The 21,126-nt window shown below is 40.8% G+C and carries 19 protein-coding genes and 1 pseudogene; 9 read left to right on the forward strand and 11 right to left on the reverse strand.

Features of this window, described 5'->3' with window-relative positions; translation table 11 throughout:
• Positions 1-130: pseudogene (locus H5092_RS13895) on the forward strand (elongation factor Tu); the annotation flags it as partial.
• Between the two features lie 378 nt (positions 131-508).
• Here the strand turns inward: H5092_RS13895 and H5092_RS13900 are convergent.
• From H5092_RS13900 to H5092_RS13920, 5 genes are all read right to left on the reverse strand, one after another.
• A complete protein-coding gene (locus tag H5092_RS13900; protein ID WP_182733744.1) occupies positions 509-1,705 on the reverse strand; it encodes a dipeptidase in 1,197 nt (398 codons plus the stop codon).
• A 64-nt stretch (positions 1,706-1,769) separates the two neighbouring features.
• On the reverse strand, positions 1,770-2,024 hold the full coding sequence (locus H5092_RS13905) for a YheU family protein (RefSeq protein ID WP_004335925.1): 255 nt from the start codon (positions 2,022-2,024) through the stop codon (positions 1,770-1,772).
• A gap of 2 nt (positions 2,025-2,026) precedes the next feature.
• Positions 2,027-3,013, reverse strand: coding sequence for a hydrolase (locus tag H5092_RS13910; protein ID WP_024606596.1), 987 nt, complete (start codon positions 3,011-3,013; stop codon positions 2,027-2,029).
• Positions 3,014-3,764: 751 nt separating this feature from the next.
• Positions 3,765-4,187 (reverse strand): TIGR02444 family protein, encoded by a 423-nt coding sequence (locus tag H5092_RS13915; RefSeq protein WP_182733745.1) that lies wholly within the window; start codon positions 4,185-4,187, stop codon positions 3,765-3,767.
• Positions 4,171-6,093 carry an ATP-binding cassette domain-containing protein gene (locus H5092_RS13920; protein WP_182733746.1) on the reverse strand — a complete coding sequence of 641 codons (1,923 nt, stop codon included), beginning with the start codon at positions 6,091-6,093 and terminating at the stop codon, positions 4,171-4,173. The genes H5092_RS13915 and H5092_RS13920 overlap by 17 nt, the downstream gene beginning before the upstream one ends.
• A 132-nt stretch (positions 6,094-6,225) precedes the next feature.
• Between H5092_RS13920 and H5092_RS13925 the strand changes: the two genes are divergently transcribed.
• Positions 6,226-6,429: a YheV family putative zinc ribbon protein gene (locus tag H5092_RS13925; protein WP_007378899.1), complete on the forward strand. Its 204-nt coding sequence runs from the start codon at positions 6,226-6,228 to the stop codon at positions 6,427-6,429.
• Positions 6,430-6,461: 32 nt separating this feature from the next.
• On the opposite strand, the gene H5092_RS13930 is transcribed toward H5092_RS13925, so the two are convergent.
• On the reverse strand, positions 6,462-6,677 hold the full coding sequence (locus tag H5092_RS13930) for a SlyX family protein (protein ID WP_004335946.1): 216 nt from the start codon (positions 6,675-6,677) through the stop codon (positions 6,462-6,464).
• Complete coding sequence (locus H5092_RS13935; RefSeq protein ID WP_138489926.1) at positions 6,664-7,662, reverse strand: WD40 repeat domain-containing protein; 999 nt, start codon at positions 7,660-7,662, stop codon at positions 6,664-6,666. The genes H5092_RS13930 and H5092_RS13935 overlap by 14 nt, the downstream gene beginning before the upstream one ends.
• A 215-nt stretch (positions 7,663-7,877) precedes the next feature.
• On the opposite strand from H5092_RS13935, the gene fkpA reads away from it, so the two are divergent.
• Complete coding sequence (fkpA, locus tag H5092_RS13940) at positions 7,878-8,624, forward strand: FKBP-type peptidyl-prolyl cis-trans isomerase (protein ID WP_004335950.1); 747 nt, start codon at positions 7,878-7,880, stop codon at positions 8,622-8,624.
• 65 nt (positions 8,625-8,689) lie between these two features.
• On the opposite strand, the gene H5092_RS13945 is transcribed toward fkpA, so the two are convergent.
• Positions 8,690-9,160 (reverse strand): Rsd/AlgQ family anti-sigma factor, encoded by a 471-nt coding sequence (locus H5092_RS13945; RefSeq protein WP_002961083.1) that lies wholly within the window; start codon positions 9,158-9,160, stop codon positions 8,690-8,692.
• A gap of 530 nt (positions 9,161-9,690) precedes the next feature.
• Between H5092_RS13945 and hemE the strand changes: the two genes are divergently transcribed.
• Positions 9,691-10,755 carry a uroporphyrinogen decarboxylase gene (hemE, locus tag H5092_RS13950; protein ID WP_002961084.1) on the forward strand — a complete coding sequence of 355 codons (1,065 nt, stop codon included), beginning with the start codon at positions 9,691-9,693 and terminating at the stop codon, positions 10,753-10,755.
• 95 nt (positions 10,756-10,850) lie between these two features.
• On the opposite strand, the gene sthA is transcribed toward hemE, so the two are convergent.
• Together sthA and H5092_RS13960 are read right to left on the reverse strand one after the other, a co-directional pair.
• Positions 10,851-12,281, reverse strand: a complete 1,431-nt coding sequence (gene sthA / locus H5092_RS13955; RefSeq protein ID WP_007378904.1) for a Si-specific NAD(P)(+) transhydrogenase — start codon at positions 12,279-12,281, stop codon at positions 10,851-10,853.
• Between the two features lie 13 nt (positions 12,282-12,294).
• Positions 12,295-13,428 carry a fatty acid desaturase gene (locus tag H5092_RS13960; RefSeq protein ID WP_182696265.1) on the reverse strand — a complete coding sequence of 378 codons (1,134 nt, stop codon included), beginning with the start codon at positions 13,426-13,428 and terminating at the stop codon, positions 12,295-12,297.
• Between the two features lie 126 nt (positions 13,429-13,554).
• On the opposite strand from H5092_RS13960, the gene fabR reads away from it, so the two are divergent.
• From fabR to leuD, 5 genes are all read left to right on the forward strand, one after another.
• The gene (gene fabR, locus H5092_RS13965) at positions 13,555-14,178 is read left to right on the forward strand and encodes an HTH-type transcriptional repressor FabR (protein ID WP_002961087.1); all 624 of its coding nucleotides are present in this window, start codon (positions 13,555-13,557) and stop codon (positions 14,176-14,178) included.
• A gap of 405 nt (positions 14,179-14,583) precedes the next feature.
• On the forward strand, positions 14,584-16,137 hold the full coding sequence (leuA, locus tag H5092_RS13970) for a 2-isopropylmalate synthase (protein WP_002961090.1): 1,554 nt from the start codon (positions 14,584-14,586) through the stop codon (positions 16,135-16,137).
• A complete protein-coding gene (gene leuB / locus H5092_RS13975; protein WP_002961092.1) occupies positions 16,134-17,210 on the forward strand; it encodes a 3-isopropylmalate dehydrogenase in 1,077 nt (358 codons plus the stop codon). Before leuA ends, leuB begins: the two co-directional genes overlap by 4 nt.
• A 60-nt stretch (positions 17,211-17,270) precedes the next feature.
• The gene (gene leuC, locus H5092_RS13980) at positions 17,271-18,671 is read left to right on the forward strand and encodes a 3-isopropylmalate dehydratase large subunit (RefSeq protein ID WP_182682468.1); all 1,401 of its coding nucleotides are present in this window, start codon (positions 17,271-17,273) and stop codon (positions 18,669-18,671) included.
• Positions 18,671-19,270 (forward strand): 3-isopropylmalate dehydratase small subunit, encoded by a 600-nt coding sequence (gene leuD, locus H5092_RS13985; protein ID WP_182733747.1) that lies wholly within the window; start codon positions 18,671-18,673, stop codon positions 19,268-19,270. The genes leuC and leuD overlap by 1 nt, the downstream gene beginning before the upstream one ends.
• Positions 19,271-19,363: 93 nt before the next feature.
• Here the strand turns inward: leuD and H5092_RS13990 are convergent, their stop codons facing one another.
• Entirely contained in the window at positions 19,364-20,863 is a 1,500-nt protein-coding gene (locus H5092_RS13990; RefSeq protein ID WP_182733748.1) for a DUF3360 family protein, read from the reverse strand.
• Positions 20,864-21,126 lie beyond the last annotated feature (263 nt).

The following is a 21,126-nucleotide window of genomic DNA, read 5'->3' on the forward strand; positions in this document are numbered from 1 at the left end:
GCCTGGTGATAACATCAAGATGACAGTAACTCTAATCGCACCAATCGCGATGGATGAAGGTCTTCGTTTTGCTATCCGTGAAGGTGGTCGTACTGTAGGTGCTGGTGTTGTAGCAACTATCGTAGAGTAATAATTAACTTTTAAGTTAATTGTTAGAAAAAGGTCACTCAGGTGGCCTTTTTAATGCCTGAAGAAAAGTGTCATATGAAGGTGGTGCTCTTACCTTAGGCGTAGGTACTTTGTAGCAACAGTCAAAGAGTAATAATTAACTTTTAAGTTAATTGTTAGAAAAAGGTCACTCAGGTGGCCTTTTTTAATGCCTGAAGAAAAGTGATTTGCTCCTAGGTATAGAATTATTGCCGTAGCTTGGGTTGAGTTTTACGAAATCCGAGGGGAAAATAGTACCGAAGATAACTGTGCTGTTAAATATAAAAAAGCACGGCTAGGCCGCGCTTATATTGAGTTAGCTCTTGGTCTTTTAGCCAATTACTAATATATGATAAAAGCTTTAGTGTTTCTTCGCATACTCTTGCGCTTGTTTTAACACTCTTAATAAATTGCCACTTAAAATCTTTTTAATATCTTTGTCGCTGTAATCTCTATCCATTAAACCTTGGATAAGATTTGGGTAGCTAGATACATCTTTTAAGCCGATAGGTAATGAATCGCCAACTCCATCATAATCAGAGCCAATACCTACATAATCAATACCAATTAGCTCAACTACGTGATCAATATGGTCAAGTACTTGCTCAAGACTTGCAAATGGATACGGATTTTTAGCACGGTACGCAGCATCAAAATCTTTACTTAACTTAGTGCCTTCTTTTTTAGCTGACTCTTTTGTACTTTTTAATTGCTTGCCCCAACTACCTGCTTTAGCGGTAACAAAGCTTGATCCAAAGTTGATTTGAATAACGCCGCCATTTTCTTTAAGTGCTAATAACATATCGTCATTCATATTACGCTCAAAGCCAGGCGTGTATTTACGAAGTGATGAATGAGAGGCAATTACTGGCGTTTTAGAGAGCTCCATAACCTGATAAAACGCATCATCAGAAATATGCGATACGTCAATTAGCATGCCTATATTATTCATTTCAGTGACAAGCTTTTTACCAAATGGGCTTAAGCCTTTCCATTTACGGCGTATATCGTAAGACGAATCCGAAATATGGTTGCTTTGCGAGTGTGCTAGCGTGATGTAACGAATGCCACGGTCGTAAAAGTGCTGAAGGTTTTTCATATCACCTTCGATTGGAGAGCCATTTTCCATCCCCATGGCTATAGACAGCTTACCTTGTTTAAATTGCTCTTCAATATCAGAGCTTGAGCTCGCAATAGCAAACTTATCGGGTGCGCGCTGGACTATGGCTTCCATACTATCAATCATTTGATTGGCTAGCTGGTAGCTTTTTCCTTTACCCTCAAACTCTAAATGCGCAGGAATATAAATCGACATAAATGGGGCGTTTAAACCGCCTTTTACAGCGCGAGGATAGTCAAAATCGCCATCACTAGTTGCTTTGGTTACATCAACCCAGCTTTCGTGAATTCGATAAGGTACGTCAATATGGGTATCAATTAAAATGGTATCTTTAGCGAGTTTAATTGCCTTATCAGATGCTGTTATTGTTTGTTCTGCTTGGGCTTGGCTAGTTAAAGCTAGTGATATGGCTACCACTAGAGTGCTGAGTTTTATCATGTTTTGGCTCTTTGGGTAAAAAGCCATTGTGTACGTTCAATTCAAAAGTTACAAGTACTACGCCCTAATCAAACGACTGTGCTTGATGCTCTTCACTTTGCAGCGCTTTAAACTCACCTTTTGAAATTATAGTTACAGACTCGTGTAATTCTGAGAAAAACACCATCGCTTCGCCATTTTTAAGCTGCAGCTTTACTTGGCTTACTTTAGATTCGATGCTTGCTTCTACTTCACCATAATCGGTACCTTCGCGTAATACGTAGCTTTCGATTAAGTTATAAAGAGTGTCTTGATCGAGTTGTTCAAAAGGGATAATCATTACTACTTGTTACTCGCTTTATTTGATACGTGCTGGCTAAAATAATGAGGGACGGCTTTTTCTAACCAAAATATAGGTTTAAAGGGATTTTTACCGCTAATAAAACCAACATGCCCGCCCTTGTCAGAGATGCGCAGCGTAACATGCTCACTTACGTCTTGCCTACTCGGTACGGCTTTAATTGAGAGCATAGGGTCGTCTTTGGAATGAATAATAAGTGTGGGCACAGCGATATCTTTCAAGTACGGCATAGCACTGGCTTTACGGTAGTAATCGTGTGCGTTTTCAAAACCGTGTAGAGGGGCTGTTAACTGATTATCAAACTCTAATAAATCGTCAATTTTCATTAACTGTTTTGGGGTTAATGAAATTTGCTGCTTAATTTGTGGCAGCTTTCGCTGCATTGATTTTTTCATCCGATCGAGCAGATATTTTTGGTAAATTTTACCTAAGCTTTTACGAATAACATCGCTCGATGACGACAAATCATAAGGAGCAGATACCACCGCTGCTGCACTTAATGGGCATTTTTCGCGTTCTTCACCTAAGTATTTGGCAAGTACATTACCGCCCAATGAAAAACCAACAGCGACCATAGTGCGCTTAGGAAATTGCAGCTTTAAGTGATTTATAAAAAAAGCTAAATCGGCGGTGTCACCGCTGTGATAAGCACGTGGTAGGCGATTTACTTCGGTTGAGCAATTTCTAAAGTGCATAAGCACAACTGCATAACCTTGTTTTTTTAATGCCTTCATCATGCCTTTGGCATAAAAGCTATTTATATTGCCCTCAAGGCCATGTAAAACAACAGCAAGTGGTGCGGTTTCATTATGTGGAAGTGACCATGCAAGCTCAATAAAGTCACCATCAGGTGTATCAAGTTGCTCAAGTTCGTAGGACGTATTGTGAAATGGGCGGAAAAAACGCGGCATTATGGTCTGAACGTGACGATTGGTCATCCACCATGCTGGTTTGAACTGAGAGATCATGTTTGTACTACGCACTTTGTATTAAACGAAAAGCTAGTGTATCAAATTTTTCGCTTCAGAAAATAAAAAGCGCCTAACTAGTAAACTAATAAGGCGCTTTAGTGCGTCGTGCTTAATTTTGTTCGGGAATTTCTGCATCATGTATTTTTTTCAAAAAGAAAAAAGCAAAAAAGATACACAAAGAAACAACGATGGTTAAAAACCCAAAAGACATAAATAAAACTGGATCTGTAAAAAAGTCTCTAAAGAATACGTTCATGAGTTGCTCCCCTCGTTGTTGATGGGTTAATCATAAGCGGTGTTTGCAGGTCGCAACGTGATCGAGATCAAGTTATTTTTCTAAGCAGGTGTAGGAGTGAAGCTAAGTTGATTTAGATCATGTTTTAAGGGTTGGTAAGTTATTACCACTGAGAGCTAAGAGAGTTTTCTCTTAAAATAGTAAGCTGATCGTAACTCATTTTTTTTCACTTTATCTAAAAGCGTAGCGCTTTAAACTTTTTTGAGTAAGCCACTTAAAGATTTTTTGCACAAAGAGAAAAGAATGAGAAGTAAATGCGGGGAGATCAATGAACTACTTGAGCTGTACTAGCTCAGACTTGATCTGACAGTTACCCATTTTCACCTGGGTAATTTAGTTTGTTTTCCTCTAAAAGCGAAGCGCCTCTTAACCTCTTTGTGAATAAATCACTTAAAGGTTTTTTGCACAAAGAAAAGAGAATGAGCAGTGGAAGAGGGCACAAAAAGTAGCAGCCTAAGTGGCTTTCACATATAGCTCAATATTGTTTGGCTCTGTATGTTTGACTAATTCAAACTCATTTATTGCTGAAATCAACATATGTTGCTGTTGTTTTTCAAGCTTCAGCTCTGCGTTTAGCAACTCTTCGCGTATTGTGGCGTAATCACTTATTGTATTCTGATTAGCTTTTAAATAGCTGCGTGCGGCGCGCAGAGGCTGTAATGCGTGAGTATCAAAATCACTAGTTACATTTATTAACTCATTTAGCTGTTGGGTATTAATACTTAAATTTAATGAGTCTAAATAAAGCAGTAATAAGCATAAATTAACGTTTTTTCCTTGCTGGTTTTGTAGTGCCAGCAAGGTTGTTTGTTGATCAGGCTTTGCGTACAAAGTGCACGCAAATTGCCAAAAATGGTCGCTATTGAGCAAGTTCATCGGCGAATGCCTGCTCTTTTTCTTCCATTTCTTCAAGTGCCATAAGTAACTCTTCTTCAACGTCGTTAAGTTTAGGCGTAAGGGTTGCTTGCTTGGCTAATAACTCTTTAAGCTTGGCTTTGTTGTCGTCGTTGTAGAGTTCGTTATCACCTAAGGTCACTTCAACTTCACTTAACTCGGCGGTGAATTTATCGAGTTGCTTTTCAAGCTTTTCAATTTGCTTTTTAAGTGGTTGAGTGGCCTTTCTAAACTCAGCCTCTAGGCGTTTTTGCTCTTTACGGTTAACACCTGGATTTGCTTTAGGCTCGTCGCTTTGCTGCGCTTTAACCGCTTCTTTATTGGCATTGAGTAACCACTGGTAATACGCATCTAAGTCGTAACCAAACTGGGTTACTTTGCCGTCATCTACTAAGTAAAACTCATCGGCGGTATTTTTAAGCATGTGGCGGTCGTGTGATACGGTAACCATAGCGCCTTCAAAGCCTTGCAGTGCCATAACAAGTGCATGGCGCATTTCTAAATCAAGGTGGTTAGTTGGCTCATCGAGTAGTAATAAGTTTGGCTTTTGATATACCAACATGGCAAGTACTAAACGTGCTTTTTCGCCGCCCGAAAAAGGGGCTACAGGCTCAAGTGCTTTATCGCCAATAAAGGCGAAACCACCTAAAAAGTCACGTAGTGATTGCTCAGTGGCTTTTGGGTCGAGGCGTTGTAAGTGCATTATTGCACTGGCTTTTAAATCAAGAGATTCAAGTTGATGCTGCGCAAAGTAACCAATATTTAATCCGTGATGCTGAACAACTTCGCCCGCTTGCGGCTCTAAATCACCAGAAAGCAGTTTAATTAACGTTGATTTACCTGCGCCATTTCGACCAAGTAAAGCAATTCGGCTACCTGGTACAAGGTTTAGCTCTATATTATTTAAAATGGTGACGTCACCATAACCCGCTTTGGCTTTATCTATTGTCATTAGTGGGTTTGGTAATGCTTTTGGCTCTGCAAACTCAAAGTTAAATGGCGAGTCGGCATGTGCCGGCGCTAGTTTTTCCATGCGTTCAAGTGCTTTCACACGGCTTTGTGCTTGTTTAGCTTTACTGGCTTTTGCTTTAAAGCGCGTTATAAACTGCTCAAGGTGGGCAATTTGATCTTGTTGCTTATCAAACATTGCTTGTTGTTGTAGTAAGCGCTCTGCTTTTTGGCGCTCAAACTGCGAGTAGTTACCTTTGTACACGTTGATAAGTTGCTTATCTACATGCCAAATTTGATCAACCACCGCATCTAAAAACTCACGGTCATGCGATATAAGTACAAGGGTGCCGGTATAAGCACGCAAAAAGCGTTCAAGCCAATAAACGGCATCTAAATCAAGGTGGTTTGTTGGCTCATCGAGAAGTAGTAAATCGGCGTTGCGTATTAATGCTTGGGCAAGGTTTAAACGCATACGCCAACCACCCGAAAACGAGCTTACAGGATTTTCTATAAGGTTATTAGCAAAGCCTAAGCCGTGTAATAGCTCACCTGCGGTTGATTCAATGCTATAGCCTTTAATGTTTTCAAGCTGAATATGTACTTTAGCTTGTGTGTCGCCATCGTTGTTTTTCTCGGCCTCACGCAGTGCTATACGCATTGCGTAGTATTCTGGGTGGCCTTGAAGTACATAATCAATCGCGCTTATTTCAAGGGCAGGTGTCTCTTGCTTAACAGAGGCGATAGACCAATCTTTTGGAATGCTGCAGTTACCGGCATCTAGTTGTAGTTCTGATTTTAGTAAACCAAATAACGTTGATTTTCCACAGCCATTAGCGCCAACAAGGCCTACTTTGTGTTCTGGGAATAACGTAGCTGATGCGTTTTTTAATAAGGCTTTACCGCCACGAAGTAGTTCTATTTCTGAGATTTGGATCATGAATGCGTTACTTTGCTGTGCCCTTGTTAAGTTGGCGCTATCATAACATAGAACTTAATGCTCTTATCAAGCGTATCAACAAGTGAAGTTATACGATAAAATGACAACAGTTCAAACCACAGGAAAAATGTTGTGAGACAAAAGAAGCGATTTATTGCTGGAGCATCGTGCCCTGACTGCAAAGCCATGGATACTATGATGCTATACAGAGAACATGATGTTGAAAAAGTAGAGTGTGTTGAGTGTGGTCATAAAATGGCGCAACCTGATAACGCTGTTCAGGCGTCTACTCGCCAATTTGAACAAGTAATTGGTGTATTTAAACCGGGCGACTAACCCGGTTTTTTATTGCCTAATGTTTACCGGTTTTAGTAATGCGGTGGGGGCGGCTCAGGTACTTCAGACATCATAGACGATGATGACTGCGACTCTTTAATTTTCTCTGCTAGCAGCTCGGTTTGGCGTTTCATTTTTGCTAACAGCTGTTGGTGCACTTTTATTTCATCATTTAAGACTTCAATCGTTTCGTCTTGAAAAGCCACTTTGGCTTCAAGTTCCATTAAGCGATGTTCAATTGTGTTCATTATTCTCTCGTATAATAAATCGCTCTGCGATCCCGCTGGAGCTTTCGGTTAACAACGACTTACCGTTATCTGTAAATGTCACATCTAGCACCACCGCCGATTTAGGCTTACTGCCTTCGCGCGGGGTAACCTGCCAAGTTTGAATTTTTTCACCGCTTGGTATTTGCCACAAATCTACGCGCTTATTTGGCGAGCCGGTTGCAAGCAAAGTGCCTTGTTCGTTAAAACGCACAGCAGTAAAAATTTTCTGACGCGCAATATACTTCAGTTTACTCACAAGATCACCTGTAGTCAGCTTCCATACATTTGCTTGTGCCATACTATCGGCCGTAAACGCATAGCGACCTTGTGGATCGAGCGTCACTTGGGTAACACGCGTTGGGTGATTAAAACGATGAATTACTTGTCCGGTACGTGTATCCCAAAAGTAAGCAACATAATCGTTAGAACCACTTAAGGCAAAGCGTCCGTTAGGTGACAGGTCAACGGTGTTAACTTTATCTTGATGACCTAAAAACTCAATACGACGCCCAGTTTCTAGGTTTACAAATACGACAACGCCGTCGCTACGGCCGTATAAAACACTACGGCCTTGATTGCTAATAGCAATATCGCGAATACTGGCTTTTTGTATTTTGTAATAACCTTTATTTTTGCCTGTGGTTATATCCCACACAGCAAATGTGGTTTTTTCGGCGGTAACTGCCACGCTGTTATCAAAAGCAATGGCAACAGCGTACACTAGGCTGTCTTGTGACTGCTGCTGAAACCATTGGTATTTTAGCACTTGCTGTTGATTATCCCACAGGGCGACCCCATGGTTGATAGAGGAGATCAAACTGTATTTACCATCGTTTGAAACTGTTGATGAAAACGCACCTTGTGCAGCATGTTCGTAACTTGCAACAGCGTGTTGTTTTTTATCGGTACAGGCGATGGCTAAAAAACAGCTAAATACGATTAAAAAAGTACGAAATATCGACATATTACAGGTATTTCCCCTTAACTCTTAGTGACTGAGAGGTTAGACTAGGACGCGTTAAATGCCTAGGTTGTTTGTCTAATCACTGGATATGTTTTTAGTTTAGCTAACAATATGGAATTTAGTCATTAAACAAGCAGCCTATCATGTGGGCCGTTAATCTTTCACTAGTAATAATACATTAAAATGACAACTGCAAAGTGTGTCGGAGATTTAAAATGAAAAAGACGATTAGATTGTCATTGATTGCAGCGTCAGTTTTAGCGCTTACAGCTTGTAATCAAGAAGCAAAAAAAGAACAAGCTGAAGTTAAATTAGACACTGTAGAACAGCAACAAGCATATGGTATTGGTGCATCTGTAGGTAACTTTTTAAATAAAGACTTAGCAGACAAAACAGAAATTGGTATTGAACTAGACCAAGCACTTTTAATTCGTGGTTTTGAAGATGCGCTTGCTGGCAATGCAAAAATTGACGAAGAAAAAATTCGCGAAGTATTAACTGCACTAGATACATCAGTACGTACTAAGCAAGAAGAAAAAGCTAAAGTAGAGTCTGAAAAAAGTAAAGAAGCAGGCGCTAAATACCTAGCTGACAACGCTAAAAAAGAAGGCGTTACAGTAACTGAGTCGGGTCTACAGTACGAAGTACTTAGCGAAGGCGATGGCGAAAAGCCAGTGGCAACTGATGTAGTTAAAGTACACTACAAAGGGACTTTATTAGACGGTACTGAGTTTGATAGCTCATATGCGCGTAACGAACCGACAACTTTCCCTCTTAACCGCGTAATTGCGGGTTGGACTGAAGGTTTACAACTTATGTCAGTGGGTTCTAAGTACAAGTTCACTATTCCTTCAGAACTTGCTTACGGTGACCGTGACTTAGGTAAGATTCCAGCTAATTCAACACTTGTATTTGAAGTTGAATTACTTGAAATTCAAAATGAAGAAGCACCAGCACAATAATAAGCTTATTGTGTAAATGCAAAAAGGGACCTTAGGTCCCTTTTTTAATATGCGTAAATAACATATTAGTTTGCGTGATTAGAAAACAAGTTATCAATAAGCTCATCTTCAAGTGCAAAACGAGCTTCTAATGCCTCACCAATAACAGATAAGTCATTATCAAAATCTTTCAATAAGTCTTCTTTATCTACTTCTGCGTACTTATCATTAAAATCTAACGCCACATCGGTTGTGCTAGAAATACGCGGGTAAATAGAGTTTGCAAGCTCTTGGCTTTGTAAGCCCTTTTTTTCGCATGCTTTTGCTATATCGTCATATACTTCAAAATGGCCTGCAGATAGGTAATCCATTAAAAGCTGGCAAAATGATTCAATTAGTTTTGGCTCTGGCAATGCTTGATCTTGCTTTTCGTATGGCGTAAAGCCTGCAATTTTGCAGTAAAGTACAATAAGTTCTTGGCGTTCGTTTAGCCATTTATCAATTACTGTGTGGCTACCACCCCATTTCTGTTGAGCTTTTTCTACACGCGTCAGCATAACTGTTCTCCTAGCTGGGTTGGTTTTTAATTTAAAATATAATAAGTTTATGTACATCAAGATATATTTAATTTGCGCGTATATCAACAAGTAAAGTTGAGCTACTTTGAGGGTTGTACCTTTTTATATAAACCGAGGCGAGGGATTTTATTTTAGGCAAGAAAAAACCACCAGTTACGGTGGTCTAATTTCTTTCAGTGACTTGTTATAACAAGCTTTCTTATTTTTATGAGATGATTTTTATTGTTATTATTTTAAAACATTTATTTTTATTGTTTTAAGATTTTTATTATTGTTTTTGTTAACGCGGGACAAACAATAACAAGGTTTTTGTAATGTTGCAAACATATTAATAAAAAGTTTTAAATGTTATTTATTTTTGTTTATTTTATAGTCAAAATGGATTAAAAAACTCTATTCTATTGATCTACCTCTAGGTAAAGCTGTTTTCGTCCCTAAGCAATAGAGGGTCGGAGAATATGGTGGTACAATCTTGCACAATTTATACAAGTCTTAGGATCATTTACGCCATGAGCGAATTAAAAAACGACCGTTATTTACGTGCACTTGCAAAACAACCTGTTGATGTAACTCCGGTATGGATGATGCGCCAAGCAGGACGCTATTTACCAGAGTATCGCGCTACACGTGCACAAGCGGGCGATTTTATGAGCCTGTGCCGTAATGCTGAGCTTGCATGTGAAGTAACACTGCAGCCACTACGTCGCTACCCGTTAGATGCCGCTATATTATTTAGTGATATTTTAACGATTCCAGATGCGATGGGTTTAGGTCTTTACTTTGAAACTGGCGAAGGCCCTAAGTTCGAACGTCCTATTTCATCTCTTGCTGATGTTAAAAAAATTCCAAAGTTAGACCCTACAGACGAGCTTGGCTACGTAATGAACGCAGTAAGCACTATTCGTCGTGAACTTAAAGGTGAAGTACCACTTATTGGTTTTTCTGGTTCACCTTGGACACTAGCAACTTATATGGTTGAAGGCGGTAGCAGCAAAGTATTTGGTAAAATCAAAAAAATGGCGTTTGCAGAGCCCCAAACACTTCATTTATTACTAGATAAGCTAGCTGATTCAGTTATTGATTACTTAAATGCTCAAATTAAAGCAGGCGCGCAATCGCTAATGGTATTTGACTCATGGGGTGGTGTATTAAGCCCGCGCGATTACAATGAGTTTTCATTACAATACATGCATAAAATTGTAGATGGCTTAATTCGTGAGTACGACGGTCGTAAAGTACCGGTTACTTTGTTCACTAAAAATGGTGGTCAATGGATTGAAGCTATTGCAGCAACAGGCTGTGATGCAATCGGTCTTGATTGGACTATTAATATCAGCGACGCTAAGCGCCGCGTGGGTGATAAAGTTGCTCTACAAGGTAATATGGACCCATCTATGTTACACGGTACACCAGAGCGTATTCGCCAAGAAGTCGGCACTATTTTAGAAGACTTTGGTACAGGCAATGGCCACGTGTTTAACTTAGGCCACGGCATTACACCAGATGTAGACCCTGAAAATGCTGGCGTATTTATTAATGCAGTACATGAGCTAAGTGCTAAGTACCATAAGTAATAGTCACTTAAACGAGCTTTAAAACTGTTTAAAAGTAAAAAACCCGCTAAGTTGCGGGTTTTTTGTTACCTATTTATAAAGGCTTTTAAAACTACTTATTTAAATAAGCGATTTAAGCCATTTAATGCCGCAACACGGTAGGCTTCAGCCATGGTCGGGTAGTTAAATGTGGTATTTACAAAGTAGTCGATATTATTGCCACCATTTTTTTGTTCCATAATAGCTTGGCCAATGTGAACAATTTCAGAGGCACGTTCGCCAAAACAATGTACGCCAAGTACTTCTTTGGTTTCGGTGTGGAATAATATTTTTAAACTACCTACTTCAGTACCAGCAATTTGCGCGCGAGCCAAATGCTTAAACTGAGCACGGCCAACTTCATACGGTACTTTAGCGGCTGTAAGCTCTTGCTCGGTTTTACCTACTGAGCTCATTTCTGGAATGGTATAAATACCAGCCGGAATATCAACAATCAGCCTGTCATCGCAGTTACCACATGCAATTGCATCAGCAGCTATACGACCTTGGTCAAACGCAGCACTTGCAAGGCTTGGATAGCCAATTACATCACCTACAGCGTAAACGTTATCAATTTCTGTTTGGTATGTTTCGTTAACTTTTAATTGACCACGGCTATCGGCTTTTAAGCCAATGGCTTCAAGATTTAGTGTGTCAGTGTTACCAGTACGACCATTAGCAAATAAAATACAGTCAGCTTTTACGCGTTTACCTGATTTTAAATGCATTATAACGCAGTCGTCACGCGTCTCAATTCGGTCAAACTCTTCGTTATGGCGAATAACAATACCGCTATTCCAAAAGTGATAGCTAAGTGCGTCAGATATTTCTGCATCCATAAAAGCAAGTAGTCGATCGCGTGTATTAACCAAATCAACTTTAGCGCCTAAACCTTTAAATATTGACGCGTACTCACAACCAATTACACCTGCACCATAAATCAGTACACGATGAGGGTCATGCTCAAGGCCAAGTATTGTGTCACTTTCGTAAATACGAGAATGCGTAAAATCTACCTCTGGTGGGCGATAAGGGCGTGAACCCGTTGCAATAACAATCGTTTTAGCAGTCAGTCGCTCAGTTGAACCATCATTTCGTTTTACTTCAATTGTGTGCTTATCTACAAAGCTCGCATCACCTTGAAACATATGAATGCGGTTACGATCGTAAAAGCTACTACGTAAATTAGATTGCTTAGAAATAACAGAACTTGCGTGACGTAAAATATCAGGAAATGTTAAGCGGCTAGGGCGCTCACCAACATTAAATAACGGATTTGCTTTGTATTCAATATAGCGGCTAACAGAGTGGCGAAGCGCTTTTGAAGGAATTGTTCCCCAATGTACACAACCGCCACCAACTGATTCTTGGCGTTCAATAACAGCTACTTTTTTATCGTTTTTTGAAAGGTTCATGGCGGTACCTTCACCGCCAGGACCCGTGCCAATAATTATTGCATCATATTGGTATGTCACGGGTACTTTTTTTTGTTCTGGTTGTTTGGCCACAGCCACTCCTAAATTAATTAAAAGAGGCTTTTAATAACCTCGCATTAAGTGCTAGCCATGCCTGTTTTTGATTTTCCCAGGCGGCTTCCAACTCATGGTATTGTGCCATTAATGCTGAGCGTTCACACTGCTTTGCCATGTTATTTTTTTTAACTTCTAACACTTGTTTTTGTAGTGAACAATAATTTTGCAGTTTTTTCAGCAGTAAATCGTACTCTTGTTGTAATAATGTAATCTTATCTTGTGCTAAAGGCAATTTTGCAAGGCGCGTTTGCGTTTTGCTCATGAGCGTTTCGGCCTTCGCTTTTTCGATACGTTCAACAGGAGTACGCTTTAATTTATTGGCTAAACCTACAGCTGCTAAAGAGCGGATCATCCATTTTGTTGGGTCGTAATGAAACCATTTAATACCGTTACGGTAGTCGCTTGCAAAAATATGGTGGAAGTTATGGTACCCCTCACCGTATGTAAATAACGCTAAAAAGCCGTTATCACGTGCCGTATTTTTTTCGGTGTATGGGCGAGAGCCCCAAATATGTGCAACTGAGTTTATAAAAAAGGTAAAGTGTTGACTCAGTACTAAGCGTAGTAAACCTGCAAGAATTAACATCCCCCACACATCACCAACCAATAAACCAATTGCTAGAGGCAAGCCTACGTTCATAGCAATCACAAGCTTTAAGTAATGTTTGTGTTGCCACATAACTATTTTATTGCGCTGTAAATCACGACAATTACTATAATCACCGTAGCTATCGCCTTGGTAGTCACGTAACATCCATCCGATATGGCTATACCAAAAACCATTGGTCGCCGCGTAAGGGTCTTTTATTGGGTCGTCAACTTGACCGTGATGTATACGGTGATCGCTACTCCAATGCAATGCACTGTTTTGCAGCGCAAAAGCACCGCCAAGCGCAAAAATAAATTCAACTGCAGGGTGTGCGTTATAGGTTTTATGTGCCCATAATCGATGGTAGCCGGCAGTAATTGATAAGCCCGCATAAAACATGCAGGCTACAAAAGCAATCCAATGCGCGCTGGTAAATCCGTAGCTAATGGCGTACCAAGGTACAAGTGTGGCAGCCGCCAAAAAGGTTAGGCTAAAAAATAGGACGTTTGTCCAAATAATCGGTGGTTTATTCATAATTCTCAATCTCAGCGTACAACTGTAAGCTAAAATAGTATTTCAAACTCTCGTCGTCAAGTATTAGACTGTACAATTGAGCTAATATCACTAAATATTCATATAAAATAATTCAGGGAGCTGTTGATGTCGGGTGTTAGAGCACAACAGAAACAAAAAACACGACAGGCGTTAATTCAAGCGGCATTTAATCAGCTGAGTGCTGATCATAGTTTTTCGAATTTAAGTTTACGCGAAGTAGCACGAGAAGCTGGTATTGCCCCAACTTCTTTTTATCGTCATTTTAAAGACATGGATGAGCTAGGTTTAACCATGGTAGACGAAGCCGGTTTAACCCTTCGCCAACTAATGCGTCAAGCTCGTAGACGAATAGCGAACGATGGCGGCAGTGTTATAAATACCTCAGTGGTTACTTTTATGGAGTTTATTGATAACTCAAGTAACCAATTTAGATTATTACTACGAGAACGCTCCGGGACTTCTAAAGCATTTAGAGCCGCTGTAGCCCGCGAGGTAAAGCATTTTATTTTAGAGCTGGCTCATTATTTAGAAAGTGAAACTAAATGTAATGCTATGCATGCCTATATTCAGGCGGAATCTATGGTAACACTCGTATTTAATGCGGGTGCAGAAGCGCTCGATATAGAAGGATTGCAACGCGACGAATTGATTGAGCGCGTTATTTGGCAGCTGCGTTATATTACTCGTGGAGCCGGGCATTACGTAAGAGAAACGAGTAAAGAAGCATAGCTTAAAAAAATTGTAAAAAGTTAATATAAGCACGGTATATTGCAGTGCTTATTAATTTAAGCGTCACTAGTCATGTATTTGTTATTTTAATTCTTAATAGGTGCCTTGGTTGAATTAAAAAACCCAATTGAATCGTTTTTAAATCTGTTTTGTGGAATTTTTATGCTTGCTTCCGTCGCTTTGTAATGTTAAAAATAGGCTTCACTGAACACACACACAAGAAAACAAGATGCATATTATTCGTTTAATTACACTAAAACTTAACCTCTTACTGCTATGGTCAGTGAGCGGGGATTAGTGTGTTTGCATCGAGTTGAACACTAAAAACCCCGCAATTGCGGGGTTTTTTTTATCTCGCGGCTGGGATTAATTGAAATTTGGGTAACATAGGAATGAGGGGCAGTTATGCAAGAGCAAGATAAAGTATGGATTTTTGATACCACCTTACGTGATGGCGAACAGGCGCTTAAAGCAAGCCTTACTGAAGATGATAAAATTCAATTAGCGCATACAATTAGCCGCTTGAATGTGGATGTGATGGAAGTGGGTTTTCCAGTTTCGAGCCCTGCTGATTTTCGCTCGGTGCAACGTATTGCAACCGAAGTAAAAGGCCCGATTATTTGTGGTTTAGCACGCTCAGTTGCTAAAGACATTGAGGCCTGTGGCGAAGCACTTCGCACAGCACAACAAAGCCGTATTCATACTTTTATTGCTACAAGCCCTTTGCACCTTGAACATAAATTACGTATGAGCCTAGATGATGCAACGGCAATGGCTGTTAAATCAATTAAATTGGCGCGTAACTATACTGATGATGTTGAATTTTCGTGTGAAGATGCTGGTCGTACGCCGCATTGGGATTTATGTAAAATTGTTGAGCAGGCAATTAACGCCGGTGCCTCTACTATTAACTTGCCAGATACCGTTGGTTTTGTAACGCCAGATGAGTACGCCGCGATGATCCGCCATTTAATGAATAATGTGCCAAATATTGATAAAGCGCGCTTAAGTGTGCATTGCCACAACGATTTAGGTTTAGCAGTAGCAAACTCGGTGGCTGCAGTGCAAGCCGGCGCACGCCAAATTGAGTGTACTATTAATGGCATTGGTGAGCGGGCTGGTAACTGCTCGCTTGAAGAAGTGGCAATGATCATGAAAATGCGCAAAGACCACTTAAAAGTATACACAGATATTAAAAGTGAAGAAATTTACCGCGCATCTCGCCAAGTGGCTAAAATTTGTAATATGCCAGTACAACCAAATAAAGCGATTGTTGGCGAAAACGCCTTTGCGCATAGTTCTGGCATTCACCAAGACGGTGTATTAAAAGCGCAAAATACTTATGAGATTATGTCGCCAGAAAGCGTGGGTGTGCCAAGTAACCAATTAAATATGACTTCGCGTTCGGGTCGTCATGTTATTGAGCATCGCCTAGAAGAGTTAGGCTATCAAAAATCTGATTACGATATGGATGGCTTATATAAAAGCTTTATTGAGTTGGCTGACCAAAAAGGCACAGTATACGATTACGACCTTGAGGCGATGATTTACTTTAATCAAATTAACGACAAAGACGAAAAATACCAATTAGAATTTGTTAACTCAGCTTCTAACTCACAATCGGTAGCAAGCTCTACGATTGGAATGCGAATTGATGGCGAAGCTAAACAAGAAGCCGCGACAGGTAATGGCCCAGTTGAAGCTTCGTTTGCAGCCATTGAGCGCTTAACCGGTATGAGCGTTGAAATGATTGAATATAACTTAGAAGCGACAGGTCAAGGTGCAAGCTCATTAGGCCAAGTAAATATTATAGCTAAATACGATGGCCGACCTTACCACGGTGCGGGCATTGCAGCGGATGTGGTTGAAGCGTCGGTACGCGCCATGATCCGTGTTTATAACTTAATTTATCGTGCACAAAAAGTGTCTGATTTAAAACAACAAAGGAAAGCAGGATGAGTAAAACAAACTACAGCGTTGCCGTATTAGCTGGCGACGGTATTGGTCCAGAAGTGATGGCAGCAGCAGAACAAGTACTTGATGCTGTGAGCAATAAGTTTGGTTTTACCCTGAACCGTGAGCATTATGCAATTGGTGGCGCAGCAATTGATGAATTTGGTAAAGCATTACCAGAGAGCACACTTGCAGCGTGTGAAAACGCTGACGCTATTTTATTTGGTTCGGTAGGCGGTCCTAAATGGGAAAACCTACCACCAAACGAGCAGCCTGAGCGCGCATCGTTATTGCCGCTTCGTAAGCACTTTGGTTTGTTTTGTAACCTGCGCCCTGCACAGTTATTACCTGCATTAAGTGCAGCGTCACCACTTCGCGCTGATATTAGCGAAAAAGGTTTTGATATTTTATGTGTGCGCGAGCTAACCGGCGGCATTTATTTTGGCGAAAAAGGCCGTAGCGGCGAAGGCGCTGAAGAAGCTGCTTTTGATACGCAAACATACTCGCGTAAAGAAATTGAACGTATTGCTCGTTTTGCTTTTGAAGCTGCAAAACTACGTAGTAACCATGTTACCTCTGTTGATAAAGCAAACGTACTTGCATCAAGCGTATTATGGCGCGAAGTAGTCACCGAAGTAAGCAAAGACTACCCAGAAGTAAGCCTAGATTACATTTACGTAGATAACGCCGCTATGCAGTTAGTTAAACAGCCTAGCCAATTTGACGTACTACTTTGCGATAACTTATTTGGCGATATTTTGTCAGATGAGTGCGCGATGATCACAGGCTCAATGGGCTTATTACCTTCGGCAAGCTTGAATCAATCGGGTTTTGGATTGTACGAGCCAGCAGGCGGTTCAGCACCAGATATTGCAGGTAAAGGCGTTGCAAACCCAATAGCACAAATTTTAAGTGCCGCATTAATGCTACGTTACTCTCTAGGGCAAGACGAAGCTGCTCGCACGATTGAAAAAGCAGTAGCAGAAGCCGTAGAAGCAGGCGTTGGCACACCAGATATATATCCAAATGCAGGTTACAGCACAAGCGATGTGGCAGCCGCTATCGTTTCACGCATTTAATAACATATTAAAGTTGCAGCACCGTTATGCTGCAACTCAAACAGATTAGGGAATTAGCAAGTGGCCCAAACGTTATACGACAAAATTTGGCAAGCACATACCGTTGCCAGCATAAATGAGCAAACCGACTTACTTTATATTGACCGCCATTTAGTGCATGAAGTTACTTCTCCGCAGGCTTTTGCAGGTCTACGTGAAAAAAACCGTACTGTACGTTGCCCAGAAAAAACCTTTGCAACGATGGATCATAACGTATCGACTAAGAGCCGATCACTTGATGCCGCAAGCGAAGTATCTAAAAATCAATTAATGGCGCTTGATAAAAACTGTAAAGAGTTTGGTATTGTACTTTACGATTTAAACTCAATTAACCAAGGCATTGTGCACGTAATGGGCCCAGAGCAAGGTATTACTTTGCCAGGCACAACCATTGTATGTGGCGATAGCCATACTTCTACGCATGGTGCGTTTGGCGCATTAGCGCATGGTATTGGTACGTCTGAGGTTGAGCACGTATTAGCAACGCAAACGCTACAGCAAAAAAAGGCGAAATCGTTAAAAATTCAAATTAACGGTGTATTGCGCCCAACAGTTACGGCTAAAGATTTAATTATGGCGGTAATTGGCAAGTTAGGTACTGCTGGTGGCACAGGCTATGTAGCAGAGTTTTGTGGTGCAGGCATTGAAGCGCTTTCAATGGAAGCCCGTATGACGCTATGTAATATGAGCATAGAAATGGGTGCAAAAGCGGGTTTAATTGCATCTGACCAAATTACTTATGATTATTTAAAAGGTCGTCCGTTTGCACCTAAAGGCGCAGATTTTGATGCAGCCGTTGAATATTGGGAAACCTTAAAAACAGACGAAGGCGCACACTTTGATTTAGTTGTTGAGCTAAATGCTGACGACATTCAGCCACAAATTACCTGGGGCACAAGCCCAGAGCAAGTAATTGGTGTTGATGAGTGCATACCCGATCCAGATAAAGAGCCAGATTTAATTAAAGCCGATGCCATTCGCAGCGCACTTAAATACATGGGCTTAAAAGCGGGCGATAAATTATCAAGCGCAAAAGTAGACACGGTATTTATTGGCTCATGTACTAATAGCCGTATTGAAGACTTACGCGCAGCTGCAAAAATTGTTGAAGGCAAGCAAGTTGTAGCCGGCATAGAGGCGTTAATTGTACCGGGCTCTGGCTTAGTTAAAAAACAAGCTGAAGACGAAGGCTTAGCCGATATTTTTAAAGCCGCAGGCTTTGAATGGCGCGAACCAGGTTGTTCTATGTGTTTAGCGATGAACGATGACCGCCTAGAAGCAGGCAAGCGTTGTGCATCTACTTCTAATCGTAATTTTGAAGGTCGCCAAGGTCGTGGCGGGCGTACCCATTTAGTTAGTCCTGCAATGGCGGCAGCCGCTGCAATACATGGTCACTTTGTTGATATTAGAGGAGAAGCATAATGAGCGTATTTTTTAGTGGCTTAATGGCTCCACTTGATAAAAACAATGTAGATACTGACCAAATTATTCCTAAGCAGTTTTTAACATCAACTAGCCGCGAAGGTTTTGATGCTGCCTTGTTTTATGATTGGCGTTACCTAGATAACGGTGAGCCAAACCCTGACTTTATTTTAAATCGCCCATGCTACCAAGGCGCGCAAATATTATTAACGCGCGACAACTTTGGTTGTGGCTCATCTCGTGAGCATGCTCCTTGGGCGCTTAAACAATATGGTTTTGAAGTTATTTTAGCTGAAAGCTTTGCAGATATTTTCTTTAATAACTGTGGTAATAACCAAATGTTAGCCATTGCGTTACCTGCCGACACGCTTGAGCAATTGTTTGTACTTAGCGAGCAGCACGACGATATTAACATTGAAATCGACCTTGAAAATCAAACATTAACAAGCAGTAAGTTTGCGCCAATTAGTTTTGATATTCGTAAAGACGTAAAAGAGCGCCTATTAAGTGGCTTAGATTTTATTGGTGTAACCGAAACACTAAACCCACAGATTGATGCGTTTGAAAAACAACTAGCAGCTAAGCGCCCTTGGCAGTAATTGTTTAATCTGTATATAGTAAAATCACGTATTGAAAAGCACGGCAATTGCCGTGCTTTTTTGTGGGTAAATATTAGGTTCAGTACCTAAGGCTTAATGTCTAAAGTCAGCCATTAACGCAGGTATACCAGGTAACATGCCTACAATTGCCATTACAGTGGTAAGTAGCACAAACATAATAAGTGGAATCACCCAGCGGCTCATCTTAGTTAGCTCAGCGCTACGTTCTTTACAGCCAATAAGCCCTAAGTTATCAAGTAACATAGTAAGCGACCAACCAAAAGCCGGGTTAACCAAGGTTGAGGCAAACACCACAATAGCGGCTGATTGCGTTGTTTTGCCTTCGCGCGTCATTTCCATGCCAGCTTCAAGTAGCGGAATAAACACTCCTACAATAAGCGCTACACAAAGCACAGGTTGCCAAATGGCTAAATCCATTGGGTAACCCCATAAACCAGCAATAATACAAAATACGGCTGTTAAAATGGCGCCAGCCGGAATAGGGCGTTTAGCAATAGCAGCAGGTACAATGTAGGTTCCCCACGATGAGGTAAAGTTAGCACCACCGGCAAGTGAGCCAAATGTTTGTCTAACCGATGCGCTCAGCATGGTGTCGTCGATATTCATTTGTACTTTTTCAGTACGTTGCGGATAGCTTATTTTTTGAAATACTTGATGACCTAAAAAATCAGGTGACCACATAGCAACGGCGAGCACTGCAAATGGTAGTACAACCACAAAGCTTTCAAGTGTTGGCAGGCCAAGCATCCAGCCCGTGTTTTCACCCCACCAATAAGCTGGGTTCATATTTGGTAAACCCGGAGCAGTATGAAACTCAAACGGTGCACCTAAAGCAAAGGCAACCACGCCACCAATAAGGCAGCTTAACGGCACAGCTAACCAGCGCTTTTTAAAGTGCTCTAATAGCGCATACAATAAAATGGTGGCTAAAATAACAATAAACGCAATATGCGCCATATCAATGGCCTCAGCCCAGGCAAACAGCTTTTTAACCTGCGAAATAGTACCAATAAAGCCTAAATAAATGAGTAGCCCGCCACATACACCTTTACTGGTTAGGCGCGCGAGCATACTTCCTCCTTTGGTTATGGCCAAAATAAAACCAAAGGCACCAATGAGTAAGCCAAACGCCATAGGGTGACCGCCAGCAGCAACAACAATAGGAATTAACGGAATAAGCGGGCCATGAGTACCAGCCAAGTTAGCTGTTGGTAAAATAAAGCCTGAGAATAAGATGATAAAAATAGAAACAATGAGTAATTCGTAGCGCACGTTTTCTAAAACAAAGGCATCGCTTAATCCAAGAGGCGCTGCAAATGTTGCCGCAATAGCACCCACCATAACGACTTTACCAATAGTGCCCGCCATTGCTGGAATGGTGTCTTCAAATTCAAATCGGTAATCTCTAAATGGTAAATTAGGACGCCAGCGCTTAGGCTGCATAATTTGTAATTCATGTTCGAGATACTCGTCGCGAGTATTAAACTCTGAACTCGGCTTGTGAAGCTGCTCGTAGCTTTGAGCATCCTTGTGCGTGTTTGATGGGCCATCACCGGGTGGTGTAGTTTGCATGCGTTCTCCTGCAACATTGTTGCTTAATCAAATAAATACGGCTTTTGTTAAAGCAAATGAATATTGAACATGCAGGGTAAATCAGCTCTTAGGCTGGGATGTATAGGCAAAAGGTCGTGCATGGTTGTTTTTAATACAGTTAATCTGACAATCAGCTTTATGTTAAAAATTATAAAACTACACGAAATGATTTAAAATTACTATAAATCAATGGCTTGTTTTTATTTTTAAAGAATTTGATCACTGTTTATAGCGGGAAATAG

Origin of the sequence: Pseudoalteromonas sp. SR41-7, from assembly GCF_014163935.1 — a bacterium.
In the GTDB taxonomy this organism is placed as follows: domain Bacteria; phylum Pseudomonadota; class Gammaproteobacteria; order Enterobacterales; family Alteromonadaceae; genus Pseudoalteromonas; species Pseudoalteromonas distincta.